Source organism: Maricaulis sp. D1M11, assembly GCF_047308265.1.
Classification (GTDB): Bacteria; Pseudomonadota; Alphaproteobacteria; order Caulobacterales; family Maricaulaceae; genus Maricaulis.
This window is the reverse complement of the sequence record NZ_JBKQWY010000010.1, coordinates 1-24139: the sequence shown is the minus strand read 5'-3', so window position 1 is coordinate 24139 and position 24139 is coordinate 1. Positions and strand designations below refer to the sequence as shown.

Sequence of the window (24139 nt, the reverse complement as noted above, 5' to 3'; positions counted from 1 at the left end):
CCTTGACCGTTGACATGAACTTTTCCGAGTCTTCGAGTAAAGTGAATTGGCCGTCAGTCATCCGGAATTTCCGGATGTCGAAGCGCCTCAAGCAAGCCGCACTGGCCGAGGATCTGGGTGTGACCCAGGCCATGGTTTCACGTTGGGAAAATGGTGAATCAGAACCGCCCGAGCGTGTGAAGCGGCGTCTGGGCGAACTGGTCCGCGATGCCTTCGTGATCGCACCGGCCCCGACCTGGATCGACCTTGTTTCGCTAAATCCCGCCTGTGAATTCGTCACGGACAGTCGCGGCTTGTTCAAAGCCCTGTCGCGCGGCGCGACCGACATGCTCGGCCTGACGCGTGGCCAATATGAGGGGCGTTCATCGGCCCAGGTCATCGGTGGGGAATTTGTCGAAGCAATGGATCAGTTGCGTGAACATGGCTTGTTTCGCAACGAGATCGTGTTTGCGCAAAGCCTGGGCACGATGGAGGTGAACTCCGCGTCGGGTCTGAAGACATTGCTTGTTGATTTTATTCACTGGCCGCGGATCGAGCAGACCCGGACCACATATTGCGTGCACTCCGGTGTTGTGGTCAGCGAAGCGGAATATGCCCTGCGACTTGAAGAGCGCGGGCGGAAATTCATCTACCGCAAATCTTTCTAAGCCTGCATCTCGCGCAAGACCGAAACGAAAAAGGCGGGTGCCGAAGCGCCCGCCCTTGAAGATCGTGTGCATTGTCGCGATTAGTTTCCAGCGAGCTGTTCGTCACGCAGGGCTCTGAATTCATTGCCCTCATACCAGTTGGGCCAATCGCTTGAGTTCGCGATGCGGGCGCCGACATTGTAGAGAAGCTGGGTGTCTTCCGTCATGCCGGTCATGTCCCAGTCCCGGGAGTATTCATCTGCCTCGCCGTGATACCGGTTGGCCCGAAACTCCTCGGCAATCGATGCGCCGAACTCCGAACCGTTTTCGCGGTGGTCAAAGCCACCATCGGCGTAGAGCATCGGTACGCCCTTCTTGGCCAGTGAGATGTGGTCGGAGCGATAGAAATACCCGGCTTCAGGATTGAGATCCGGCACGATATACCGGTCCTGTGCGGCGGCTTCCTCGGTCAGAATGTCTTCCAGCTCGGACGCACCATGGCCCACCACGACAACATCGCGCGTGCGGCCGATCGGTAGCATGGCGTCGATATTGATACCGGCCACCGTCTGGTTGAACGGGATGATCGGATTTTCGGCATAGTAGGCCGAGCCCAGGAGACCGGATTCTTCAGCCGTCACTGCGAGAATCATGACCGAACGTTCGGGCGGATTGGCCAGAAAAGCTTCACCAACCTCCAGAATAGCGGCCGTTCCGGTGGCGTTGTCGACGGCGCCATTATAGATGCCATCCTCGTCGCCGGTGGTGAGGCGAAAGCCGAGATGATCCCAGTGGCCCGTGTAGAGCACATATTCGTCCGGTGCCGTTGAACCGGGCACGATGCCGACGACATTGCGGCTGTCTTTGGTGCGTGAAAAGGAGCGGATGTCGGCGCTTGCGGTGAGACCGGTCATGGGAACAGCTTCAAAGCCTGCCAGCGCGGCGGCCTCGGTGAGGGCATCAAAGTCGAGGTCGGAGGCTTCGAACAGGCGACGCGCCATGTCCTCGGAAACCCAGCTTTCCACGCCGGCAAAGCGGCCTTCGCCCGGCTCGCGCGCCAGATGGAGTTGGGCTCCCGTCCAGGAATTGCTGACCACCTGCCAGCCATAGGAGGCCGGGGCTGTCTGGTGGATGAGTATGACGCCGGCCGCACCCTGACGGGCCGCTTCTTCATACTTATAGGTCCAGCGACCGTAATAGGTCATGGCATTGCCATTGAATAAACCGCTGCCCGGATTGGCATAACCGGGATCATTGACCAGCATGACCACGGTTTTGCCCGTCACGTCGACGCTGGCATAGTCATCCCAACCGTATTCGGGGGCGACCACGCCATAGCCGACAAACACCAGTTCGCTGTCGGCGATCTCGACACGTTCCTCATTGCGCTTGGTCCAGTAGACGACATCTTCAAGAAACTGCACACCCATCGGAGCGCCGTCATCAAAGATCTCGAAACGGGACGCGTCTGTGTCCAGTGTCACTTCCAGCAGTGAGACCGGCTGGAAATAGCTGTCTCCATATCCGGGCTCCAGGCCGATCCGTTGCATTTCTTCGGCGATCCATTCCGAAGCCATCTCGCCGCCACGAGTGGCGGGGGCCCGTCCGAGGAAATCATCGCTTGCGAGTGTGGATACGCGCAGTCGAAGATCCGCTTCGGTAATTTCGCCAGAAGTCAGTGTGTCCGCAGGTGTGGGTGCGGTCTGTTCTGTGGTCTCGGTTTCGCTGGGCGAGGCAGCGTCTTTCGCAACGCTGCATGCCGCCAGCGCGACACTGCCCAGAAGGGCGGTGAGCGAAAAGCGTTTCATTTTATTCTCCGTCTTCCCCATAGTCGGTGTTAGCCGACATCGACCATCCTGCATTGACCGCGTGAAAGCGCAAGGCGGACCGTTCAGGCGGAATAATAGCGTCAAGCCGCACAAGGGGGTTTGACCATACCTGAATGGTGGTTCATGTTTGCCGGAATCCAGGACTGCCTCGCGAGCAAGACGGGGCGGCCTGTATCAAGGGGAGAGACTATGTCCGAGAGTAAAGTGCCTGCAGCGGCTGCTGACAGCTCGTCCGGCTATCGCGCCTGGGTCCTGTTCATGTTGATCGTGGTCTATACGTTCAATTTCATTGATCGTCAGATCATTGGCATTCTCGCGGTTCCGATCCAGGAGGAATTGGGGGTCTCGGACACGATGATGGGCCTGATGCGCGGTCTGTCATTTGCCTTGCTCTACTCCACACTCGGTGTGCCCATCGCCTGGCTGGCTGACCGGAAAAGTCGTGTCTGGATCATGACCATCGCCCTCTCGGCCTGGTCCTTCATGACGATGGTCTGCGGCCTCATCACCACGCCGGTCCAGCTCTTCCTCGCACGGATGGGTGTCGGGGTTGGAGAAGCAGGCGGCGTGGCGCCGGCCTATTCCATCGTATCGGACTATTTCCCGCCGGAACAACGGGCGCGAGCGCTTGCAATCTATTCCTTCGGTATCCCGATCGGATCGGCTGTGGGGATTGTCTTTGGCGGCGTTATCGCAACGGTGCTGGACTGGCGCGCGGCCTTTTTGATCGTCGGCGCACTTGGACTGGTCCTGGCGCCCTTGTTCAAACTCTCCGTCAAAGAGCCGGTACGCGGTGCGTATGATGCCGGCCCTGCACCCGAGCCCGCCAGCGTAGGCGAAGTTCTCCGGGTCTTGCTGAACAAACCCTCCTTCTGGCTGCTCTCTATTGGTGCTGCCTCCTCCTCGATGATGGGCTACGGCCTGTTTGCATGGATCCCCGCGCTTCTGGTGCGCTCCTATGCCGATGTGCTTCCGGATTTCTTTTTCTGGGCACCGGAATTCCTGCTGCCGTCCGGCGCGCCGACCCTGCTCTATGCGGCCTATTTCTACGGCACAGTCGTCCTGATCGGCGGGCTGATCGGCATTTTCATGGGTGGATACCTGGCTGACAGCATGGGCAAGCGGTCCAAGGGGGCCTACGCCCTTATCCCCGGCCTGGCCTTTCTCGCGACAGCCCCCTTCCTGTTGATCGCCACCCTGTCGGACAGTATTTTCCTGGTCTTCTTCGTGATGATCATCCCGACCGCTTTGTCGCTTGCCTGGCTGGGTCCGGTCCTGGCGGCCTTCCAGCACATTGTGAAGCCCAATATGCGGGCAACAGCCTCGGCCATTTTCCTGCTGATCAATAATCTCATCGGTATCGGCGCCGGGGATGTGATTTTGGGTGGCCTTTCCGATGCACTGTCGTCTCAATATGGCGACGAATCCCTGCGCTACTCTATTATGTGGGGCGCCAGCTTCTATCTCGTCTCGGCGGGCCTGCTCATTTTCGCGTCCCGTATCCTTCACAAGGACTGGGAAGAGGGTGAAGCCGCACCCGCCGCTCAGGGCGAGACGACTGAACAGAAAGACCCGGCCTGATGCCCAACGGATATCGCGATCATTACTTCACTAATGCCGACGGACTTCGCATTCACTATCGGGATTACGACCCGGTGGGCGAGGTCCAGGGTTTGCCGGTCATCTGCCTGCATGGTCTGACGCGCAATGTGAAGGATTTCGAGGATATCGCGCCGCGGATCGCTAAGATGGGGCGTCGGGTGATCTCGGCGTCCCAGCGCGGACGCGGTCTGTCAGATTATGACCCCCAGCCTGAGCGCTATAATCCGATGACCTATGCGGTCGATATGGTGCTGCTTCTGGACCATCTGGGTCTGGATCGCCTGGTGTTTGTTGGCACGTCGATGGGCGGTCTGATGACCATGGGGATCGCCCATGAACAGCCTGAGCGGCTGGCAGCAGTGGTGCTGAATGATATCGGCCCGGTCCTGCATCCCGACGGGATTGGTCGCATCAAGGCCAATCTGACCCATCGTGCCCCGGTCGACAGCTGGGAGGAGGCGGCGGAACGCTCCAAGGCGTCCAATCTGGCCGCCTTTCCCAAGCGCGAACACGACCAGGATTACTGGATCGCGTTTGCCAAGCGTCTCTGGCGTGAGGGGGAGGACGGCAAGCTTCACCTGGCCTATGACGCGGCGATTATTGATCACCTGGGCGAGGACGGGGCACCGGTCCCCGATCTCTGGCCCTTTTATGAGGCGCTCAAGGATACGCCAACGCTCCTGGTGCGCGGCGGCATAACCGATCTGGTCACACCGCAAACCGTTGAAGAGATGAAGGCACGCAAGCCGGATCTTCGTTATGCCGAAGTGCCGGATGTGGGGCATGCGCCCATGCTTGACGAACCGGAGGCCTGGTCTGCGATTGAATCGCTGCTGGCCGCGGTCGACTAGTCCCGGTCCGGACAGAGCATCCTAGTCCAGTCCTAGCCTAGAAGGTCTTCCAGCCGTCCGGTCTCCGGCTTGTCGTTCCAGGCGAGCCGGTGAAATGTGTTGTTCCGCCGTTCGACCACGCAGACATGGCCGGTTTTGACCTTGGCGTCCGCGGCCAGGCCTTCGCTTTCGCCATAGACATAGCGCAAGACACCGTTCGAAGTGACAAGCAGCGTGAAACCTGTCTGCGCAGGAGCGTCAGCCAATGCGCTGAGGGCATTGGTTTTCAGCGTCGCTTCATCCGGTGACCAGTCGCTGTTTGGCGGGCGGCGATGCGCGGTGTTCCAGTAATCCAGAGCCTCCTGACCGAAGAGATCAATGATCTCCTCATTGGTCTTGCCGCCCCAGCTGCCGTAGTCGATTTCGCGCAGGCGGTCATCGATTTCGATCTCTCCCCCAAAATCGGTCAAGTCGGCCACAATCTCCGCGGCCCGGCGGGTGCGCTTGAGCGGGCCGGAGAGAATACGCGCAGGGCGCAGCCGTGCGTCGCGCAGGGCAATACCCAGTTCAGCCGCCTGGGCCTCGCCCTTTTCAACCAGGGGAAGGTCTTCACGCGCTCCCACCCAGACGGGCGTGTCGCCGGGACCGAATGTATTGCCGTGACGAGCGAGGAGGAGGCGCGCCATCAGACCAGCTCGCCTTCGCGCATGATAATGTCCGCCACCCGTTCGGCATCTTCGGGAGTGTCGACGGACCAGGCGGAGCGACCGCGATAATCGGTCAGGACCACACGGATCGGGATGCCATTCTCCAGGGCGCGCAACTGCTCGAGGCTTTCGGTCAGTTCGAAGGGCGTGGGTTCATGAGAGACGAGGGTTTCCAGGGTTTCGCGTCGATAGCCATACAGCCCGATATGCTGGAAGACCGGCATGCCCGCGCCCGGTTTGCGGCGGAAAGGAATGACGTTTTTCGAGAAATACATCGCATCCATGGCCTTGTTGAAGACCACGGTGGTGCCGCTGGCTGAGCCCTTCGCCTTGTCGGCCCGCATGCGCTCCTCGGTCTCTGGCGGTAATTCCACAGCCGGGGTGGCCATTTGAAGACGGGTATCGGCGCGCAGGGTCTCGGCGACATCCCCGATCACCCAGGGTGGAATGAGGGGGGCATCGCCCTGGACATTGATAATGATCTCTGCGTCGCTGTTCAGGCGCTTCATGGCATCCAGCGCGCGTTCAGTCCCATTGCGACAGGCTTCGTCCGTCATCACCGCTTCACCGCCCGCAGCGGTAACGGCGTCCAGAATACGCGTATCATCGGTGGCGACCACAACCCGATCGACCCCGCTTGCCGCGGCGGCAATGGTCCAGACCCGTTCGATCATCATCTTGCCGGCAATTTGGGCCAGCGGTTTGCCCGGATACCGGGTCGACCCGTAACGGGCGGGAATAATGGCAAGAACCGACATGGTGCACTCCGATGGACGAGATCTCGCTTTTTTCATATTGCCGCGCGAATTTCCACTCTCGAACACGGATCATGCCGACGCGTCACATCTCATGTGTGTATGACGTCATGCCTGCGTTATGCGCAATGTGATATGGACTTTGATGGACCCCGGACGTATTCGCCGGGGTTCGTCTTTTCACACACAGCCTTTTGAGACTGATCATGCGCAATTTTCTTTCAACTGCCGACTGGACCCGCTCCGAACTGCAGGCGCTGCTCGACCGTGCGAGCGCCTTTAAATCGGGCGCCGTGAGCCGAGCACTGGAAGGCAAGACGATTGCGCTGGTTTTTTTCAATCCCTCGCTCCGAACACGATCAAGTTTTGATATCGGGGCCCACCAATTGGGTGGTCATGCCATTGTGCTCGACGCCAAGGGAGCAACCTGGCCGATGGAATTCGCGCCGGGTGCCGTGATGGACGGCGACGAGGAGGAGCACGTTAAGGAGGCCGCGCGCGTCCTGTCGAGCTATGTCGACCTGATCGCCATTCGTTGTTTTCCGGCTTTCAAGAACTGGCAGACGGAACGCGAGGATCCGATGATCACGGCCTTTGCCGAACACGCGACCGTGCCGATCATCAATATGGAGACGATTGTTCACCCGTGCCAGGAACTGGCGATGATGCTCGCTTTGCAGGCCCATCTCGGTGATGTCGCCGGCAAGGAGTTCTTGCTGACCTGGGTGCCGCACCCCAAACCGCTCAACACCGCCGTCGCAAACTCGGCCCTGCTGATGGCGACCAAATTCGGTATGAATGTCCGCATGTTGATCCCGGACGAGGTCTACCGTCTCGACGAGCGTTACATGTCGGCGGCGGAGGGATTTGTGGCCGACGGCGGTGGTTCGCTGACGGTGACAACCGATGTCGAGGCCGCTTATAGCGGCGCCGATGCGGTGTATGCCAAGAGCTGGGGCGCCTTGCCCTTCTTTGGCAATTGGGACGAGGAAGCCCCGTTCCGGGCGAAGGGGGCGGATTTCATGATCACGCCCGAGAAGATGGCACTGACCAATAATGCCGTGGTGAGCCATTGTTTGCCGATGCGCCGGAACGTGAAGATAGCAGATGCGGTTGTCGACAGCCCGGCCTTCCTGGGCATTGAAGAGGCGAGCAATCGCCTTCCGGTGCAGAAGGCCGTGATGGAGGCCCTGGCTACCCAAAGCACCGGAGGGGCCGGATGAACCAGACACAGACCGGCGGCTCCAAGGATAACGGGGTCCGCCAGACGATCGTGCAATTGCTGTCGCACATGCGTGATGGCAAGGAAATCCGTGAATACCTGTCGCGTTTTTCTGGCGTCGACCAGGAACGTTTTGCGGTCATCAAGGTGGGCGGCGCGGTGATCCGCGACGATCTGGAAGGTTTGGCGAACGCACTGGCCTTCCTGCAGACCGTGGGGCTGTCGCCTGTCGTCGTGCATGGTGGCGGGCCTCAGCTTGATGCTGCCTTGGGTGATGCAGGCATTGTGGAAGAGCGTGTGGACGGATTGCGCGTGACGCCGGATGCCGCCATCCCGGTTGTTCGCGAGACGTTGACCACGGCCAATCTGAGCCTGGTGGATGCGGTGCGTGCTGCTGGAGGGCAAGCCGCCGCCGTGCCGTCCGGTGTGTTCGAAGCCGAGCTGGTGGATCGTGAGCGTCTGGGGCGTGTAGGCGAACCGTCGCGAGTCCGCCTGGATCTGGTGGCCGCGGCCGCTCGGGCAGGACAGGCACCAATCCTGGCCTGTCTGGGTGAAACGGCGGAGGGGTGTCTGGTCAATGTCAATGCCGATGCCGCCGTGCGGGCTCTGGTACATGCGCTCCAGCCCTACAAGGTGATTTTCCTGACAGGCACGGGTGGCTTGCTGGATCAGACCGGTCAGATCCTCTCCGCGATCAACCTGGCCACCGACTATGACGAATTGCTGGCGGCGGACTGGGTCAGTGGGGGCATGCAGCTCAAGCTGCAGGAAATCCATCGCCTGCTGGCCGACCTGCCCTTGTCGAGCTCTGTGGCGATCACCCGGCCCACGGAGCTGACGCGCGAATTGTTCACGCATGCCGGTGCGGGAACCCTGGTCCGGCGCGGGGAGAAGATCTCTGCGCTCCATGCCAAGGCCGAGATCGACATGGACCGGCTGGACGCTCTGGTCACCCGCTCCTTCGGCCGGCCCGCCGTCACGGGATATTGGGATCAAGTGAAAATCGATCACGCCCTGATCTCGGAGAATTACCGGGCGGCAGCCATCACCCGCCGCATGGGCGCATGGACCTATCTCGACAAGTTCGCGGTCCAGGATGATGCGCGTGGCGAGGGGCTTGGCCGCGCGGTCTGGCGACAGCTGATCGCCTATGCGCCGCAATTGATCTGGCGGTCGCGCACTGACAATCCGGTCAATGGATTCTATTTTGAAGAGTGTGATGGCGCCATCCGGACCTCTGAATGGACCGTGTTCTGGCGCGGTGAGCTCGGTGTGACAGACGCGATGATCGCCGATATCCTCGCTCTGCCCGCAACCCTGGAGGCGGTGACATGACAGCCCGTATCGCTCTTGTCGGGGCGCGGGGCCACACGGGTCGCGAGCTTATTCGACTGATTTCGGAACGCGATGACATGGTTCTGGCCTGGGCCGGTTCGCGCTCATTGAGCGGTCGGCATGTGACGGAGATGGCACCGGAAGCCGATCCCGACCTTGTTTTCAAAATGCCGGATCCCGAAACCCTGGCCGGGCTGGATATTGATGCGGTTGTGCTGGCTCTGCCCAATGGGGCGGGGGAGCCCTATGTCGCGGCAATCGACAGTCTGGCACCGCAGCGAGTGATCGTGGATCTGTCGGCGGATTACCGTTTCGACGACAACTGGGTCTATGGCCTGCCCGAAGCTTATGGTCGCGAGCGCATCGCTGGGGCCCGGCGCATAGCCAATCCGGGGTGTTATGCCACCGCTGGCCAGCTCGCCGTGGCTCCTTTGCGGGATCACCTGGCGGCTCCCGCCCACGTGTTTGGTGTTTCAGGGTATTCCGGCGCAGGCACCACGCCTTCGCGCAAGAATGACACCGAAGCCCTCAAGGATAATCTCATGCCCTATGCCCTGACAGGGCATATCCATGAGCGTGAGATGTCTCGCCATCTGGGCCTAGAGGTGCGGTTTACTCCCCATGTTGCCGAGTTTTTCCGAGGTATTACGGCCACGGTTCACCTCGATCTCAAGGACGCGATGACGCCAGACACGCTCCAGGCCCATTTCGCGGCGTTCTATCAGGATGAAGCCCTCGTGCGAATCCAGGACATGGCTCCGGAGATTCGTGATGGGGCCTACAATCCGGGAGCTGTCCTGGGCGGGTTCGCCGTCGGTGCCGACGGGCATCATGCCGTGATTGTGTGTGCCGAAGACAATCTGCTCAAGGGCGCTGCGGTTCAGGCTGTTCAGAACCTGTGCCTATCGCTCGGTCTTCCGGAGTGAGAATGGCCGGCGCCTCGCCGGCCCTTTTCGCCGCATCCACACCCAGCCAGTAATCTTCATACGCAGTATCGCGCGGCACGCGTTCATGGATGTTGACGCGCCAGACCGTGAGTTCGCGCACTTTCTCCCCACCCAGAGGAATGATGAGCGTGTCTACGGCCTCCATCTGGCGGAAATCCTGGCGGATACGGTCGACCTCCAGCGGTCGGTGAGAAATCACCAGGAGATCACCCTCCAGACCGTCGGGCATGGGCCATTCCCGCTCGGCATGATTGGTGGGTCCGGAATAGCGCCACCACATATATTGCGGCGCGGCCAGATCGGGGGCGTAGCGCTGCATCTGGTGAAACACGTTGCGATCATCAAACAGGACGGCGGTATAGGGCGCAGCGCGGCTCACCTCTTCCACCAAGGTCCCGGTCTCCCGCCATGCGCGCACGCGTTTGAACGCGTTTTCCGCGCCGATCCACTCCGTGAAGCCGGGGCTGAAGATCATTACGGTCCCCAGCAAGCCTAAGAAGGTATGAACACCAATTGACGCCAGCAAGACGACACGGCGCCAGTTGGGTCCCCGCAGCAGGAAGGCAGTTACCAGAATGATGCCGCCGACATAAGCCGCAGCGGCCCAGTTGGCGTGCGCCCGGCTCAGAAAAGCCTGCAGTGACACAATAACGATCGGCGGCCAGACAAAGCCGACAAGTAGACCAGCATGGGCATCGACCGGGTCTGCAAAGGTTTCGGTCACCGCACCGCTCAGCCCAGCCGCCAGCCTGCGCAGGACCTGCCAGACCGTGATCACGAGCAGCGGGAACAGGGCCGGCCCCAAAATGCCGAACTGTCCGAGGATGAAGTCCAGCATCTCGCCCGGGTGGAACATGTCGCCGCCCCAGTTGGCATTCGCTGCAGTGTGGCTGACGGTCGCGAAGTCATGGGCGGCATTCCAGGCGATGTTCGGCGAGAAAATGGCCAGGGCGAGCATGCCGGCCGCCAGCCCTTTCAGGCTGAGCAGGGCCCGCCGTGTCAGCGGGTCAAACACCATTGCCAGACCGAGGCCGACCACAAAATAGATCATCGCGTATTTGGCCAGAAAGCCCAGACCGATCGCAACACCCAGAGCGATGCCCGTAGGCCAGGTCTGTTCCGAACGCAGTCGCAGCAGAGCATACAGGGCACCCGACCAGGCACACAGAAGCAGGGTGTCGGTCGACATGATGCCAGCGGACAGCCAGATCGCAGGCATGGTCAGATAGACAATCGCCGACCAAAAGCCGACACGCGGCGCACCGATATGGCGCAGGATCAGGAGAATGAAGCTCGCAGTTCCGCTGTGAAGGAAGATCACGGGTAGACGCACCGCCGCCTCGCTATCGCCAAACAGGCTGGTTGAGAGGGCGATCACCCAGGCGATGAGCGGTGGTTTGGAGAAATAGCCGAAATCAAAGGTCTGGGACCAGATCCAGTATTGGGTCTCGTCTGCATGCAAGGGCAGGGGGCTCAGGAGCAGAAGGATCAGGCGGAACAGGGCGAGGCCCAGAATCACGCTCAAGGCTGTTTTCAGCCCGGGATCGCGCGAGAAATGTTTCAGAACAGCTGATTCAGCCATCAGGGGAACTCTTGGGCTAGAATTGGGTGTTACATTTAAGCCGCAGCTATGGACTTTCATCCGGCAGAGGTAAAGCCGTTGGAGCAAATTTCAGCGGTTGTTCACAGGGGGAGTATCCCGGATATAGCGGTAGAACACAGTGTTTGACGCATATTTTGGGTCGACCCGTATTTCGCACTTGCAACACGCAACCGGGCCTGTCGTAAAACCTTTAAATTTCCGTCTTTTTTTCTTCGCCGGATAGTTCTACGAGGCCCGTGCTAGTGGAGGGCATGTGCCCTCTAGGTCGATAGATTGGGGGACATTTCCAGATGTCTATGTTTACGAAACTTGCTTACGGTGCGGCTTCCGTCGCACTGCTGGCTGCAGCCCCGGCTGCGGTCTATGCACAGCAGACCACTGCTCAGGTCCGCGGTGTTATTGTCGACGCTTCCGGCAACCCGGTGAGCGGCGCTTCTGTCACGATCCGCTTTGACGCAACGGGTGCCGTTTCCAACGCCACCACGTCTGCCAACGGCACCTACTTCGCCACCGGCCTGCGTCCGGGTGGCCCTTACACCATCACGGTGTCTGGCGCTGGCGAGACCCTGGTTCAGGAAGACATCAACCTGTCCTCCGGTCAGCCGGAAATCTTCAACGCCGTTCTCGGCGCTGGCGATTCCTCTATCGAATCGATCGTCGTTCGCGGTTCTGCCGTTCAGAACGAGCTGCAGCTGAACGGTGGCGTGGGCTCTGTCTTCTCCGCTTCTGACCTGGCTGCTCAACCGTCCATCAACCGTGACGTCATCTCCTCGCTGCTGTCCGACCCGCTCGTGTCTTCCACCGAGCTGTCCGGTCGCGGCCGTAACAACGGTACGATCTCCATCGCCGGCCAGCCGCCGCGCTTCAACGGCTTCGTGATCGATGGTCTCGCCCAGCAGAACGACTTCGGTCTCGACCAAGGTCTGTTCCCGACCCTGCGTCAGCCGGTGTCCATCGAATGGATTGAAGAATCTTCCGTTCAGATCGCTGACTACTCTGTCCTGTCCACCGGCTTCACCGGCGGTCTGGTCAACGTGATCACCAAGTCCGGCACCAACGAAATCGACGGTGGCCTGTACTACTACACCTTCGACGACGGCCTGGTCGGCGACGAAGCTTTTGACGAAGAAGTCACCTCCAACTTCGAAGAGACCGAGTGGGGCGCATTCGTTTCCGGTCCGATCATCGAAGACAAGCTGTTCTTCTTTGCCGGTTACGAGACCGTCGAGAACACCTTCCCGGTTTCCCGCAACCTGCAGGATGTCGATGAGCAGATGTTCACGATCATCCGTGATCTGGTCCAAGACAACTACGGTTACGACGCTGGCCTGCCGTCCGACACGTCCGTGACGGAAGAATCCACGCGCTACACCGGCAAGATCGACTGGAACATCAACGAAGATCACACCCTGACGGCGTCCTACACCTACTCTGAGGACAGCCAGCTTTCCAACGCGGGTACGTTCAACTTCCCGACGACGTACTACACCCTGTCTTCCGAGCAGGACGTGTACCGCGCCGAGCTGAACTCCTCCTGGACGGACAACTTCTCCACGATCTTCCGCGTTGCTCGTAAAGAGTATGTGCGTGGTCAGGACTCCCTGGGCGACACGTCCGCAACGGGTACGTCTGCTGGTCAATTCACCATCCGCGTGAACGACAGCGACCCGTACCTGAACGCAAACAATCTTGAGGGCCTGATCGGTGACTCCTCCCGGACCTTCCGTCTGGGTCCGGACGTGTTCCGTCACCACAACGCTTTCGAAGACGAACGCACGATCTTCTTCGGTCAGGGCGACTATGTCTGGGGCGACCACCTGATCACCTTCGGTGGCCAGTACGAGCAGTACGACCTGTTCAACGTGTTCGGTCAGTTCTCCCGCGGCGAGTTCATCTTCAACGACCTGCAAGACCTGATCGATGGTGTGGCTGAGATCAACTACATCAACGCCTTCTCCAACGACTCCAACGACGTGATCGCTGACTGGGGCTATGAGCAGACCTCTCTGTTCATCCAGGACTCCTGGCAGGTGACGCCGACGTTCAACGTGAACTTCGGTGTGCGCTATGACCGCATTTCGCAGGACGACACGCCGCCGGCTCCGGAAGACAGCGTTCTGGCAACCGACCCGGACACCCTGGCTTCCTTCGAGAGCATCTACGGCTTCTCCGGTCGTGACACCCTGGACGGTGTTGACCTGATCCAGCCGCGTGTTGGCTTCACCTGGGACGCTTCTGACCGCCTGACGGTTTCCGGTGGTTACGGCATCTACTCCGGTGGTAACCCGCAGGTCTGGATCTCCAACAACTACACCGCTGCGACCGGCGCCTTCTTCGGCTACGACGCAACGGGCGTGGACATCTTCAACGTCCCGTCTGCTCTGCAAGGCATCATCGCTAACGGCATCGGTGTTCCGACGCTCGACGCGGGTTCCAACCGTCGTTCCTTCAACGCGGTTCACAATGTTGACGTTCTGGACCCGAACTTCGACATGCCTTACGTCACCCGCGCTTCCCTGCGTGCTGACTATAACCTCGACCTGAACCGTTGGGGCTTTGGTCTGGGCGATGACTACCGTGTGTCTGCTTCCGTGGTTTACGGCAAGCAAGACGAAGCTCTGATCTGGCGTAACCTGGCCTTCGAACGTGCCGACCTGGCAGGTTCCGTTGGCATTGCACCGGATGGCCGTCCGATCTATCCGGACCTGGGCGACATTCCGGATCCGGCTGACCCGACGAACTCCTCCCGTGAGTTCAACATTCCGGATGCCTTCATGATCACCACGACGGAAGGTGGCGACAGCCTCTCCTTCTCCGTTCAGGTGGCCAAGGACTACGACAACGGCTTCGGCTTCAACGTTGGTTACGCCAACACCCAAGCTGATGACCTGCTGGAGTACACGTCTTCCCGTGCGGTTTCCGCATGGCGCGGCATCGTCGGTACGGACCGTAACAACCCGGCCGTCGGCACGTCCTCCAACGAAGTCGAGCACCGTTTCACGGCTCGTTTCTCCTACGAGAACGAGTTCTTCGGTGACCTGACGTCCCGCTTCAACGTCCGCGGCATCATCCAGTCCGGTTCGCCGTTCTCCTACGGTTACAACATTGATCGTGAGCCGGTCTTCGGTCGCGCCAATGGCGGTAGCCCGCGTGACGGTGCCGATCTGCTGTACATCCCGAACATCGAAAACGGCGTCTTCAACGACTCCCGCGTTGTGTTCGAGACAGCAACTGACGAAGCTGACTTCCTGGCCTTCGTGAACCAATACGGTCTCGCTCAGTACGCTGGCTCTATCGCCCCGCGTAACTCTGATCGTTCTCCGTGGGTCCAGCGTTGGGACTTCCGCTTCTCGCAAGAGCTGCCGGGCATCAGCTACGCCGAGCGCTTTGTTGGTGAGAACCGCTTCGCACTGGTCCTGGACATCGAGAACTTCCCGAACCTGCTCAATGACGAGTGGGGCCAGGTTGTTCGTCGTCCGTCCAACGGCCGTGTCAACGCCGTCACCGTCGAGATGCAAGACGCCGCAGGCAACTTCCTGCGTAACAACGAGACCGGTGAAGTCTGTAAAGCTGCTGGCGACTGCCAGTACATCTACAGCAACGTCGCGTCTCAGGTCTTCTTCAACGAAGACGAGAACAACTCGGTCTACCGCGTCCGCGTTGGTCTGCGTTACGAGTTCTAATTCCTTACGGAATTGGTTTTCAGCGGAGGGCGGCCCATCGGGCCGCCCTCTTGCTATTGGGGTGAGGTATTCGCGCTCGCCAGCGTGAGGCGTGCATGCTAGACGCCCGCGCCATGACAAAGTTTCGTATCCCTCATGAGGCCGAACCGGTCTCGCGCATTATTACCTGCTGGCCGGCAAACTCTGAGGAATGGCCCTGTGGCCTAGCCGCACCGCGCCGTGAGTTTGCCCTGTGGATCAAAGCCATTCTTGATGGGACGAATCCGTCGCGCTTTGGTGTGACGGTTCTGGCGCGCGACGCCGAAGCCGAAGCCTCAGCCCGTCAGGCTCTGGGACCGCGCGTTCGTGTTCTCCGGGCCTCAAATGGCGATGTTTGGGCTCGCGATACGGGCCCGATATTGGCTGTGACCGAACGGGGTAGACGTCTTGCCATCCGTTTTGGCTTTAATGGCTGGGGCGGGAAATACCTGATGCCGGGCGATCTGGAGGTCGCGCCTCGTATTGCGCGTGAAACTGATGCCGAACTGATGGAACACCGCCTTGTTACAGAAGGTGGCGCGCTGGAATTTGACGGTGAGGGCACGGTGTTGACGACCCGGATCTGTCTGATCAATAAAAACCGGAATCCGGGGCTCACCGAAGCGCAGATTACGCGCGAGCTCAAGGCGTCACTGGGGCTCGACGCGGTGTTGTGGCTGGATGACGGGCTGAAACATGATCACACGGACGGTCATATTGATAATGCCGCACGCTTTGTCCGGCCCGGACAGGTCGTGTGCATGACGCCGTATGGGGATGACGACCCGCAGGCCGAGCGTTTGATCCAGATCCGTCGACAGCTGTCTCGCATGACGGATGCGCGGGGACGGCGGCTGGATGTACGAACAATCCCGTCGCCGGGGCGGGTCACCGGTGCGAATGGGGACATCTGGCCTGCCAGCTATCTCAACTGGATCATAGGTCCAAAACGCGTGGTGGTACCGGTCTATGGCCAACCGGGCGAACGGCGGGCGCTGTCTGCCATTCAGGCACTGTTTCCAGGTCGCCGGGTTGTGGGTTCACCTGCGCGCGCTATTCTTGAAGGCGGGGGAGCGTTTCATTGTGTGACCTGTCAGGTCCCGGGAGAATCTGTGTGCTCCGAACGTATCTAATGGCGCTTGCGATGTGGTGCGGGGGCGCGATTGCGTCTGCGCAAACGCCTGTTGAGGCAAGTCCAGACTATCTTCCAGAATTGCAGAGCCATTTCACCCGAGTGGTCGAGGATCCACGGATTGTCGGACTGGCGGCCGCTGTGATCGAAAATGGTGAGCCGGTTTTTGTTTTCACGCATGGCGAGGCTGAAGCAGGGTCCGGTCGGGCGGTCTCCGACACAACGCTGTTCCGCGCGGCGTCGGTCTCCAAGACATTTACCGGAACGCTCCTGGCCTTGCTGGAGGATCAGGGGCAGATTGATCTGGACATGCCCATGCCGGCCCGGATCCTGTCGCTTCAGGGAGATCGAAATCCCACACTGGAGGATTTGCTCAGTCATCGCACGGGTCTGCCGCCCAATGCCTATGACAATATTCTCGAAGCCGGACGCCCGATCGGGGATATTCGGGAGCGCTTGTCCGAGGTGGATTTGCTGTGTCCGGTCGGCAGTTGTTTTACGTATCAGAATGTGGCCTTTGCCGCCGTTGAACCCGTGGTGGAAGAGGCTACGGGGCGGCCCTATGCCGATGTCCTGACCAGCGAAATTTTTTCACGTACAGGCATGGAAACCGCTTCGTTGGGCGTTCCGGCTCTGACGGCATCGGATGATTGGGCCGCGCCCCATCGTGGCTGGCGTCGCACCGGTAATGAGGCTGGCCATCCACGTACATATTATGATCGCACCCCGTCTGCAGCGGGCGTGAACTTGTCCCTGAATGACATGATTGCCTGGGCCCAGGCACAGCTTGGGGTTCGCGATGGGATTCCCGAGGATGTGCGCGCGCGTGCCCACGCCCGTTTGACCGAGACCCGGCGTGAAACTCGACGACTGGGCGAGTTGTCAGCGCGGGTTTCACAGACCTGGTATGGTCTGGGATGGCGGGTCTATGATTGGGGCGACCGGACTCTGGTTCTGCATTCGGGCTATCTGTCAGGCTATGGCGCACAAATTGTTCTGGAGCCGGAAACCGGTTTTGCCTTCGTAGCATTATGGAATTCCGACAATCGTCCGGCTTGGTGGCTCTGGCCTGTTGTTATGGATCTGCGGACTGGCGAGGGAGATGGCCACGAATGGCTGGAGCGTTTCTATGAGGATGAATAAGTGGGTGAAACCTTCACGATAGCGGCCCTGCAAGCAGCGTTTGGCGCGGATATGGCGTCAAATTTTGCACAGGTTGAGACCTTGTGCCGCCAGGCAGCGGCGGGGGGTGCCCAGATCATCCTGGCACCGGAACTCTTTCAGGGCCCGTATTTCTGCAAGCAGCAGGACGAGGCCGAGTTTGCACACGCCTATCCCGCGTCGGATCATCCTTGTGTCAAAGCGCTGCAACCTCTCGCACGAGAGTTGGGCGTCGTCATTCCGGTCTCCATTTTCGAGAAAGATGGACCCCATTATTTCAACTCGGTTGTTGTTCTGGATGCGGACGGAAGCGATCTGGGCGTCTATCGCAAAAGCCATATTCCCGATGGTCCTGGCTATCAGGAGAAGTTTTACTTCCGTCCTGGAGATACGGGTTTCAAGGTCTTCCAGACGGCATATGGCCGGATGGGTGTGGGCATTTGCTGGGATCAATGGTTCCCTGAAGCTGCGCGCGCCATGGCCATTCAGGGCGCCGAAATGCTTCTCTATCCGACCGCGATCGGCGCTGAGCCCCAGGATGACACGCTGGATACCAAGGATCGTTGGCAGCGCGTGATGCAGGGACATGCCGTGGCGAATGTCTTGCCGGTCATGGCCGCGAACCGGGTCGGCGATGAGGACGGTCAGCTGTTTTACGGTTCGTCTTTCATTTGCGACCAGACCGGCGAAAAATGCGCCGAGATGGATCGCTGTGAGACAGGGTGGATCTCGGCCTCGTTCAATCGGGCTGAACTGGCGCGCGAACAGGCCGCCTGGGGGTTCTTCCGCGACCGTCGCACTGATCTTTATCCAGGCTTTTTCGGCCCGCCCGGTGGTGCATCCTAATCCGTCAGGGGACTAAGCGGATGGTTTGACCGAGTTGGAGTGAGGGACAAGCAGGGCCAGCAAAAGGCTGGCGCCCAGAGTGGGCCAGCCAAACGCGATGGCCTGGTCTGTCGCGCCCTGACTTATGGCGAACGCAGACACGCCCAAACCCAGTAGGGCGATGATGGCTGCACTGAGCAGCAGGATGAGACGATAGATCATTCCATTCTCCCTTCCCCGCCTGACTTGCGCCTCGACACAATGAGTCTCTCAAAAGGGGACTAAAAAAGATTTAGTCCCGCTAGCGAATATTACTTTAATCAATAAAGTTCTTTTCAGGACGCTAGCAGGAGGTTTCAGAATGTCCGGAAATATGACTGAAAGATCGATGAAAACATGGTGTTTGCGCGGCATCAGCCTGTCGGCGCTGGCGGCCCTGTCTGTTACAGGGTTGGCGGCACCGGCAGTGGCTCAGGACCCGCCCGGAACGGTTTTGGCCCGGATGGAAGGGGTCTGGCAAGGGGAGGGCTGGATCATGACGCCCTCTCGCGAGCGACACACCTTCGACATATTCGAAGAGGTTGAGGTGGCGGCCGGTGGGCATGCCGTCGTCCTGCGTGGCGAAGGCTTTGCCCCGGCCGGCAGTGGACGCGCGGGGCGTCCTATTCATGATGCGGTGGGACTGCTGACGCGGGCCGGAGTGGGCTATGAAATGCGTGCCCTGACCCAGCATGGCCAACAGAATGACGCCGAATTTATCATGACTGAAGCGGGTTTTGATTGGTCGATCGATCTGGGTCCAGGCGGCCGGATCCAGTATTCGGCCCAGGTGACGGACAGCATCTGGGAAGAGACCGGTGAGTGGTGCCCGGCGGACGGTGGACAATGCTGGCCCACCTTCTACATGCGGTTGGAACGGGCGCGGTAAGCCGCACCCGTTCCCGGCTCGGGTCTAGGGCGCGGCGGGTGTCGCGCTCTGGATGGCCTCGGTGATCGAGGTGATGAAGGTCGCCTCGATCCCGTCAATGATGAACTGGGCAGCCAGCGCGGCCAGGATGACACCCAGAATCCGGGTGATCATGGCCGCCATTGAGTCGCCGATAAATCGCATAACCGGTCCGATGAGCAGGAACAGAACCAGGCAGATCAGAAGGTTGATGGCGACGCCACCGAGGATGATGCCTTTGTGGAAGAGATTGTCCGCTTCCGACATAAACAGCATGATCGAGGCAATCGAGCCCGGTCCGGCCAGCATGGGAATAGCCAGGGGAAAGACGGACACGTCTTCATGCGTTCCCGGGTGGGCCTCCTGCTCTTCGTGCAGTTTTTCTGCCCGTTCTTCGCGTCGCTCGGTACGTTTCTCGAAAATCATCTCGAGAGCGATCACAAAGAGAAGCACACCGCCGGCAATGCGGAAGGCATCGAGTGAGATGTGCATGGCGTCGAGCAGCCAGCCGCCGACGAGTGCAAATCCCAGCAGGACGCCCGCTGCGATGGCGACCGATTTGTAGGCCATGGCCCTTTGATGAGCCTTGGGCGTGCCGCTGGTGAGAGAGGCAAAAATCGGCGCCACACCCGGCGGGTCAATGGCAACAAAGAATGTGACAAGCGCTGTGGCGAATATTTCGAGCATGGCTCACCTCCTTCAACACAGGGCTTAGCTTGCAAAGCAAGCAAGGTCACTATGTTAATCTATGCATTAATCGCATGGCTGATCTGCGGTGTCGTGTCTGGCAGACCAAGATCTCACGCGACGAGCGCCTGGATATCCGCGGGCAGGGCGAAGGCACCGACATGCAGGTCCGGTGTGTAGTAACGCATGGGTAGCCCTGATGACTGAAAGCGAGCATGCAGTTCGGCCGGATCCGGGGAAAAGGCTGTTGCATTGTCTGTGGCGAAGCCCAGGGTCATGATGCCACCGGAGAACGTCGGGACGGTGATGGCGTAAAATCCCTGATGCGCAAAGAGATCTGCAAAGCATCTCGAGCTATCACGAACGACATCCGGATAAATGGATGCGAGGCCGTTTTGGGTCACCAGGATGCCGTTATCCTTCAGTTTGTCCTTGCAGCTTGCGTAGAATTCCGGCGTGAACAAAACCGCACTCGGGCCGACCGGGTCGGAACTGTCGATAATGATCAGATCGAACCGTTTGTCGGTCGTTTTCATATACTCGACGCCGTCGGCGATGACGATCTCGACCCGCGGATCATCAAACGATCCATTGGAGACTTCAGGCAGCCATTTGCGCGAGAAGTCCACGACATCCTTGTCGATCTCAATCAGCGTGATGGTCTCGATTCCGGTATGACGCAGAAGCTCGCGCATGGCGCCGCCATCGCCCCCTCCGACCACGGCGACGCTCTTGAGCTGACCGTGGGCGAAGGCTGGAACATGGGCAACCATCTCATGATATACGAATTCATCCGAGCGAGAGACCTGAACCAGACCGTCCATTGCCAGAACACGGCCATGGGTTTCATTCTCGAACAGAATGATGTGGTGGTGGTCGGAACTGTCCTCGTAAATGAGTTCATCGATCCGGAAGCAATTCCCGACGCTTTCGGTCAGGGCTTCCTTGAACCAGAGTTGGCCCTGGTCGTCCGTGAAACAGAAACGGTGGCTCATGCGCCTTCGCCTCGCAGGATCACATTGATGTTGGCGGTCTCCGCATCGAAGGCGCGTTTCAAAATGGCGCCGGCCTTTTCCGGCTGGGCCTCACCGCACATGAAGACATCAAACGCCGCATAGGCGCGTTCCGGCCACGTGTGGACCGAGATATGGCTTTCCGCCAGCACGGCCACACCGGACACGCCACCGTTCGGGCTGAAGACATGAGTGTGCATGTGCAGCAGGGTTGCACCACATTCCTTGACACATTCGGCCATGGCCTCGCGGATCCGGACTTCATCATCCAGATAGCTCGCGCCAATCAGATCGATAATCACGTGTTTGCCGGCAACTTCCTTGCCATCCACAACGATAAAATGGTCTGCGGCCTCTTCGCATGGATTCGGGGCGATGGAGGCGTCGATGGGGGTGATCATGTTCATAGCGGTTCACTCATCCTGTCAGATCAGCGGGCGCCGGACGGGCCAGGCCCGTTGGCATGCATGGGTGTAATGGTGGCCGGACGCTGTTCGAGATCGAAAGCGCTGGCAAACGGAGTGTCTGAAACGCAGACATAGTCGTACTGGCCGCAGCCATTGAAGCGGGTGGTCAGGGCGGTGCCGTAAGCGCCGATCAGGCCGATTTCGATATAGTCACCGGTCTTCAAGGTGGCAGGGAGATCGAACCGACCGGCCAGCACATCCTCGCTGTCACAGGTGGGGCCATAGAGACGGAATGGCACAGTCCTTCCGGTCGCAAGTCTCCCGTCGGCATGAACGGCCCGCATGGGGAAGGGCCAGTCACTATGGGAGGCGTCGAATAACGTGCCAAAGGCCCCGTCATTGAGGTAGAGTGCGTCTTCCTTGCGCAGGTCGATACGGACCAGAACCGACTCGGCATCCGCAACGAGAGCCCGTCCCGGTTCACACCACAGCGTGGCGTTTTCGAGAACTAGCATGTTCTCGAAGGCCTGGGTGATTGTGTCGAGATAGGCCTGCAAGGGCGGTGGAGTCAGGCCGGGATAAAGCGAAGGGAAGCCGCCACCGACATCAATAATGTCGATGGTGACACCGGCCTGTGCGATCAGACGCGAGCTGAGATCCATGGCCTGACGAAAGGCATCGGGTTGCATGCACTGGCTGCCCACGTGGAAGCATACGCCCAGCTGGTCCGCCACGGCCCGGGCCTGGTGAATGAGGGCGGGGGCTTCGTGTGCACTGACCCCGAACTTGCCCGTCAGTGGCAGGACGGAATGATCATTGGAGACCGCCAGGCGGACGATCAGGGTGAGATCCCGGGCGCCGCCGGTTTCTTCAATGATTTTCTGGAGTTCTTCGGCGCAATCGATCGCAAAGACGCGGACGCCATAGTCATGGTAGGCGCGCCGAATGGCGGCCCGGCTCTTGATCGGGTGCAGGAAGGCGAGTTTGGCCTGTGGGCAGCGAGATGCCACCATCTCGATCTCCGCCATCGAGGCGACATCGAACCAGCGCAGGCCGGACGCGTACAGGCCATCGATCACCCAAGGCGAGGGATTCGCTTTGACGGCATAGAGGATTTCACCGGGAAAACGGTCCTGGAACCACTGACTCGCTCGGGCGAGCAGGTCCGGACGCGTACAGATCGCAGGAACCTCTAGCTCGCTGGAGCGGACCAGGTCCAGGGGAGTATGATAAGCGCGCAACGCACGTGACCCCCAATTGGCAGTTGATCCGAACTCACGTTTTAAAACGCGAGTGGCGCGCGCTTAAAGGTCCAGAACCGGCTTGTAAAGTGAAAAATGGTGAACCGGGACGAAATTTTGATGCGCCTGATTGCGGGCTGAGGTGCGGACCTCCCACTTGAGGGGGACTCATCGTGTGACGATTCCATGAAGCCCAAGGGGAATTCGCCTAAAGGCGTGGGTATAGTCTAGATTGCGCCTTTTGTTTGAATAGCTTGCTTGGGGAACTGTGAGTTGAGACAAGTTTGGGACAGGACTTGATATTGGGCAATGTCACAAAAAATTCAAACACGAGGTCTGTCCCTGTTGCCAATCAGCCACGCCCGCGAAACCCCCTTCATGGACAGCATATAGTGCGTGGTTTGCGCCACAGGCCCCAGTATTTGGGGGTGGAAAGATGTCTGATTGCCTGAAGTGACACCCGACTGTCATTCAAGCGTTACAATCGTGCTGTTTAGAGCGTTTCCGAGCGGCGTGCGCCATGGGGCGCAGGCCGTCTTGAGCTTTTTGTCCTTTTTGGGGGTCTTCAATGTCGGTGAAGCAAAACTTCCGCAGCCTGCTCCTGGTCAGCACGGCCTGCGCCTTTTTCGCAGCTTGTTCGGATACGTCCATCTCCTCTCCGGGTGGTCTTGACGTCGGTACGCCTCCGGGTGGCGGCGGTGGTGGCGGTGGCGGTGGCGGTTCTGCCACGACCATCGACATGGTCCCGGCCGGCGGTTGCGGCACGGGTTCTGTCCGCGAGGCGAGCATCACGAACAATGACATCACGATCAACGCCTGCGAAATCACTGGCACGATCTCTTCCAACACCGAAATCGCCGCAGGCGCTGGTGTTATCATCACCGGCCCGACCTTCGTCGGTACGGATGGCGGCACGCCGGTCAATCTGACCATCAATGAAGGTGTCACCCTGTTCGGTTCTTCCGGTGGCGATTACCTGGTTGTCGCTCGCGGTAACGAGCTGAACGCAGTGGGTACCGCTGCTGACCCGATCATCTTCACCTCCCGCACGGACGTTGAAGGCAATACGGGCGCCAATGACAAAGGTCAGTGGGGCGGCCTGGTGATCAACGGTTTCGCACCGATCAACGCCTGTACGGGTGCTGCTGTTGGTGGCGCGGCTGATTGTACGAAATCTGGCGAAGGTTCTTCCGGCCTGTTCGGTGGCGACCAGCCGGCCGACAGCTCTGGTGAGCTGCGCTATGTGCAGGTTCGTTTCGCTGGCTTCCGTCTGAACTCTGGCGACGAGCTGAACGGTATCGCATTCCAGGGTGTGGGTTCCGGCACGGACGTCAACTTCATCCAGGTCCACAACAACGCCGATGACGGTGTTGAAATGTTCGGTGGTACGGTTGATCTGCGCTACGTCGTTCTGACCGGCAACGACGATGACTCCATGGATTACACCGATGGCTGGCGCGGTCGTGCCCAGTACGTCCTGGTTGACCAGGGCCCGTCTGGTGACCAAGGCTTCGAGTTCGACAATAACGGTGACGACAACGCGCAAAACAACACGCCGCGTTCCAATCCG

The 24139-nt window shown here is 59.6% G+C and carries 20 protein-coding genes and 1 pseudogene; 12 read left to right on the top strand and 9 right to left on the bottom strand.

Annotated features, from left to right (window positions below; genetic code table 11):
* The first annotated feature begins 14 nt into the window (after positions 1 to 14).
* Positions 15 to 647 (top strand): helix-turn-helix domain-containing protein, encoded by a 633-nt coding sequence (locus RMQ97_RS13780; protein WP_413661474.1) that lies wholly within the window; start codon positions 15 to 17, stop codon positions 645 to 647.
* Between the two features lie 80 nt (positions 648 to 727).
* On the opposite strand, the gene RMQ97_RS13775 is transcribed toward RMQ97_RS13780, so the two are convergent.
* Positions 728 to 2434: a M28 family metallopeptidase gene (locus RMQ97_RS13775; RefSeq protein ID WP_413661473.1), complete on the bottom strand. Its 1707-nt coding sequence runs from the start codon at positions 2432 to 2434 to the stop codon at positions 728 to 730.
* 210 nt (positions 2435 to 2644) lie between these two features.
* Between RMQ97_RS13775 and RMQ97_RS13770 the strand changes: the two genes are divergently transcribed.
* Together RMQ97_RS13770 and RMQ97_RS13765 are read left to right on the top strand one after the other, a co-directional pair.
* Positions 2645 to 4036 carry a spinster family MFS transporter gene (locus tag RMQ97_RS13770; protein ID WP_413661472.1) on the top strand — a complete coding sequence of 464 codons (1392 nt, stop codon included), beginning with the start codon at positions 2645 to 2647 and terminating at the stop codon, positions 4034 to 4036.
* The gene (locus RMQ97_RS13765) at positions 4036 to 4908 is read left to right on the top strand and encodes an alpha/beta fold hydrolase (RefSeq protein ID WP_413661471.1); all 873 of its coding nucleotides are present in this window, start codon (positions 4036 to 4038) and stop codon (positions 4906 to 4908) included. Before RMQ97_RS13770 ends, RMQ97_RS13765 begins: the two co-directional genes overlap by 1 nt.
* 32 nt (positions 4909 to 4940) lie before the next feature.
* On the opposite strand, the gene RMQ97_RS13760 is transcribed toward RMQ97_RS13765, so the two are convergent.
* Positions 4941 to 5573, bottom strand: a complete 633-nt coding sequence (locus RMQ97_RS13760) for a histidine phosphatase family protein (RefSeq protein ID WP_413661470.1) — start codon at positions 5571 to 5573, stop codon at positions 4941 to 4943.
* A complete protein-coding gene (gene kdsB / locus RMQ97_RS13755; RefSeq protein WP_413661469.1) occupies positions 5573 to 6352 on the bottom strand; it encodes a 3-deoxy-manno-octulosonate cytidylyltransferase in 780 nt (259 codons plus the stop codon). The genes RMQ97_RS13760 and kdsB overlap by 1 nt, the downstream gene beginning before the upstream one ends.
* Positions 6353 to 6549: 197 nt before the next feature.
* Here kdsB and RMQ97_RS13750 point away from each other — a divergent pair, with 197 nt between their 5' ends.
* The 3 genes from RMQ97_RS13750 to argC are packed head-to-tail and all read left to right on the top strand — an operon-like array spanning position 6550 to position 9832.
* Entirely contained in the window at positions 6550 to 7572 is a 1023-nt protein-coding gene (locus tag RMQ97_RS13750) for an N-acetylornithine carbamoyltransferase (RefSeq protein WP_413661660.1), read from the top strand.
* Positions 7569 to 8906, top strand: coding sequence for an acetylglutamate kinase (locus RMQ97_RS13745; protein WP_413661468.1), 1338 nt, complete (start codon positions 7569 to 7571; stop codon positions 8904 to 8906). Before RMQ97_RS13750 ends, RMQ97_RS13745 begins: the two co-directional genes overlap by 4 nt.
* Positions 8903 to 9832, top strand: a complete 930-nt coding sequence (gene argC, locus RMQ97_RS13740; protein ID WP_413661467.1) for an N-acetyl-gamma-glutamyl-phosphate reductase — start codon at positions 8903 to 8905, stop codon at positions 9830 to 9832. Before RMQ97_RS13745 ends, argC begins: the two co-directional genes overlap by 4 nt.
* On the opposite strand, the gene RMQ97_RS13735 is transcribed toward argC, so the two are convergent.
* Positions 9771 to 11435: an ArnT family glycosyltransferase gene (locus RMQ97_RS13735; protein WP_413661466.1), complete on the bottom strand. Its 1665-nt coding sequence runs from the start codon at positions 11433 to 11435 to the stop codon at positions 9771 to 9773. The genes argC and RMQ97_RS13735 overlap by 62 nt on opposite strands.
* A 317-nt stretch (positions 11436 to 11752) precedes the next feature.
* On the opposite strand from RMQ97_RS13735, the gene RMQ97_RS13730 reads away from it, so the two are divergent.
* From RMQ97_RS13730 to aguB, 4 genes are all read left to right on the top strand, one after another.
* A complete protein-coding gene (locus RMQ97_RS13730; protein ID WP_413661465.1) occupies positions 11753 to 15139 on the top strand; it encodes a TonB-dependent receptor domain-containing protein in 3387 nt (1128 codons plus the stop codon).
* Positions 15140 to 15252: 113 nt separating this feature from the next.
* Positions 15253 to 16290 (top strand): agmatine deiminase family protein, encoded by a 1038-nt coding sequence (locus tag RMQ97_RS13725; RefSeq protein ID WP_413661464.1) that lies wholly within the window; start codon positions 15253 to 15255, stop codon positions 16288 to 16290.
* Positions 16272 to 17432 carry a serine hydrolase domain-containing protein gene (locus RMQ97_RS13720; protein ID WP_413661463.1) on the top strand — a complete coding sequence of 387 codons (1161 nt, stop codon included), beginning with the start codon at positions 16272 to 16274 and terminating at the stop codon, positions 17430 to 17432. Before RMQ97_RS13725 ends, RMQ97_RS13720 begins: the two co-directional genes overlap by 19 nt.
* On the top strand, positions 17433 to 18296 hold the full coding sequence (gene aguB / locus RMQ97_RS13715; protein ID WP_413661462.1) for an N-carbamoylputrescine amidase: 864 nt from the start codon (positions 17433 to 17435) through the stop codon (positions 18294 to 18296).
* 12 nt (positions 18297 to 18308) lie between these two features.
* Here the strand turns inward: aguB and RMQ97_RS13710 are convergent, their stop codons facing one another.
* The gene (locus tag RMQ97_RS13710) at positions 18309 to 18497 is read right to left on the bottom strand and encodes a hypothetical protein (RefSeq protein ID WP_413661461.1); all 189 of its coding nucleotides are present in this window, start codon (positions 18495 to 18497) and stop codon (positions 18309 to 18311) included.
* Between the two features lie 166 nt (positions 18498 to 18663).
* Between RMQ97_RS13710 and RMQ97_RS13705 the strand changes: the two genes are divergently transcribed.
* On the top strand, positions 18664 to 19203 hold the full coding sequence (locus tag RMQ97_RS13705; RefSeq protein WP_413661460.1) for a hypothetical protein: 540 nt from the start codon (positions 18664 to 18666) through the stop codon (positions 19201 to 19203).
* A gap of 24 nt (positions 19204 to 19227) precedes the next feature.
* Here RMQ97_RS13705 and RMQ97_RS13700 read toward each other — a convergent pair whose 3' ends face one another.
* The 4 genes from RMQ97_RS13700 to RMQ97_RS13685 all read right to left on the bottom strand — a co-directional run bounded on the left by RMQ97_RS13700 (position 19228) and on the right by RMQ97_RS13685 (position 22569).
* On the bottom strand, positions 19228 to 19908 hold the full coding sequence (locus RMQ97_RS13700; RefSeq protein ID WP_413661459.1) for a MarC family protein: 681 nt from the start codon (positions 19906 to 19908) through the stop codon (positions 19228 to 19230).
* A gap of 113 nt (positions 19909 to 20021) precedes the next feature.
* Positions 20022 to 20903, bottom strand: a complete 882-nt coding sequence (speE, locus tag RMQ97_RS13695; RefSeq protein WP_413661458.1) for a polyamine aminopropyltransferase — start codon at positions 20901 to 20903, stop codon at positions 20022 to 20024.
* Positions 20900 to 21328, bottom strand: a complete 429-nt coding sequence (gene speD, locus RMQ97_RS13690; protein ID WP_413661457.1) for an adenosylmethionine decarboxylase — start codon at positions 21326 to 21328, stop codon at positions 20900 to 20902. The genes speE and speD overlap by 4 nt, the downstream gene beginning before the upstream one ends.
* A gap of 23 nt (positions 21329 to 21351) precedes the next feature.
* Entirely contained in the window at positions 21352 to 22569 is a 1218-nt protein-coding gene (locus RMQ97_RS13685) for a type III PLP-dependent enzyme (RefSeq protein WP_413661456.1), read from the bottom strand.
* Between the two features lie 568 nt (positions 22570 to 23137).
* Between RMQ97_RS13685 and RMQ97_RS13680 the strand changes: the two are divergent.
* Positions 23138 to 24139: pseudogene (locus RMQ97_RS13680) on the top strand (hypothetical protein); the annotation flags it as partial.

What these genes read in the sequence shown, in the direction of transcription:
- RMQ97_RS13780 (WP_413661474.1), top strand. Translation starts at nt 15, where the DNA reads ATGAACTTTTCCGAGTCTTCGAGTAAAGTGAATTGGCCGTCAGTCATC.
- RMQ97_RS13775 (WP_413661473.1), bottom strand. Translation starts at nt 2,434, where the DNA reads ATGAAACGCTTTTCGCTCACCGCCCTTCTGGGCAGTGTCGCGCTGGCG.
- RMQ97_RS13770 (WP_413661472.1), top strand. Translation starts at nt 2,645, where the DNA reads ATGTCCGAGAGTAAAGTGCCTGCAGCGGCTGCTGACAGCTCGTCCGGC.
- RMQ97_RS13765 (WP_413661471.1), top strand. Translation starts at nt 4,036, where the DNA reads ATGCCCAACGGATATCGCGATCATTACTTCACTAATGCCGACGGACTT.
- RMQ97_RS13760 (WP_413661470.1), bottom strand. Translation starts at nt 5,573, where the DNA reads ATGGCGCGCCTCCTCCTCGCTCGTCACGGCAATACATTCGGTCCCGGC.
- kdsB (WP_413661469.1), bottom strand. Translation starts at nt 6,352, where the DNA reads ATGTCGGTTCTTGCCATTATTCCCGCCCGTTACGGGTCGACCCGGTAT.
- RMQ97_RS13745 (WP_413661468.1), top strand. Translation starts at nt 7,569, where the DNA reads ATGAACCAGACACAGACCGGCGGCTCCAAGGATAACGGGGTCCGCCAG.
- argC (WP_413661467.1), top strand. Translation starts at nt 8,903, where the DNA reads ATGACAGCCCGTATCGCTCTTGTCGGGGCGCGGGGCCACACGGGTCGC.
- RMQ97_RS13735 (WP_413661466.1), bottom strand. Translation starts at nt 11,435, where the DNA reads ATGGCTGAATCAGCTGTTCTGAAACATTTCTCGCGCGATCCCGGGCTG.
- RMQ97_RS13730 (WP_413661465.1), top strand. Translation starts at nt 11,753, where the DNA reads ATGTTTACGAAACTTGCTTACGGTGCGGCTTCCGTCGCACTGCTGGCT.
- RMQ97_RS13725 (WP_413661464.1), top strand. Translation starts at nt 15,253, where the DNA reads ATGACAAAGTTTCGTATCCCTCATGAGGCCGAACCGGTCTCGCGCATT.
- RMQ97_RS13710 (WP_413661461.1), bottom strand. Translation starts at nt 18,497, where the DNA reads ATGATCTATCGTCTCATCCTGCTGCTCAGTGCAGCCATCATCGCCCTA.
- RMQ97_RS13705 (WP_413661460.1), top strand. Translation starts at nt 18,664, where the DNA reads ATGAAAACATGGTGTTTGCGCGGCATCAGCCTGTCGGCGCTGGCGGCC.
- RMQ97_RS13700 (WP_413661459.1), bottom strand. Translation starts at nt 19,908, where the DNA reads ATGCTCGAAATATTCGCCACAGCGCTTGTCACATTCTTTGTTGCCATT.
- speE (WP_413661458.1), bottom strand. Translation starts at nt 20,903, where the DNA reads ATGAGCCACCGTTTCTGTTTCACGGACGACCAGGGCCAACTCTGGTTC.
- speD (WP_413661457.1), bottom strand. Translation starts at nt 21,328, where the DNA reads ATGAACATGATCACCCCCATCGACGCCTCCATCGCCCCGAATCCATGC.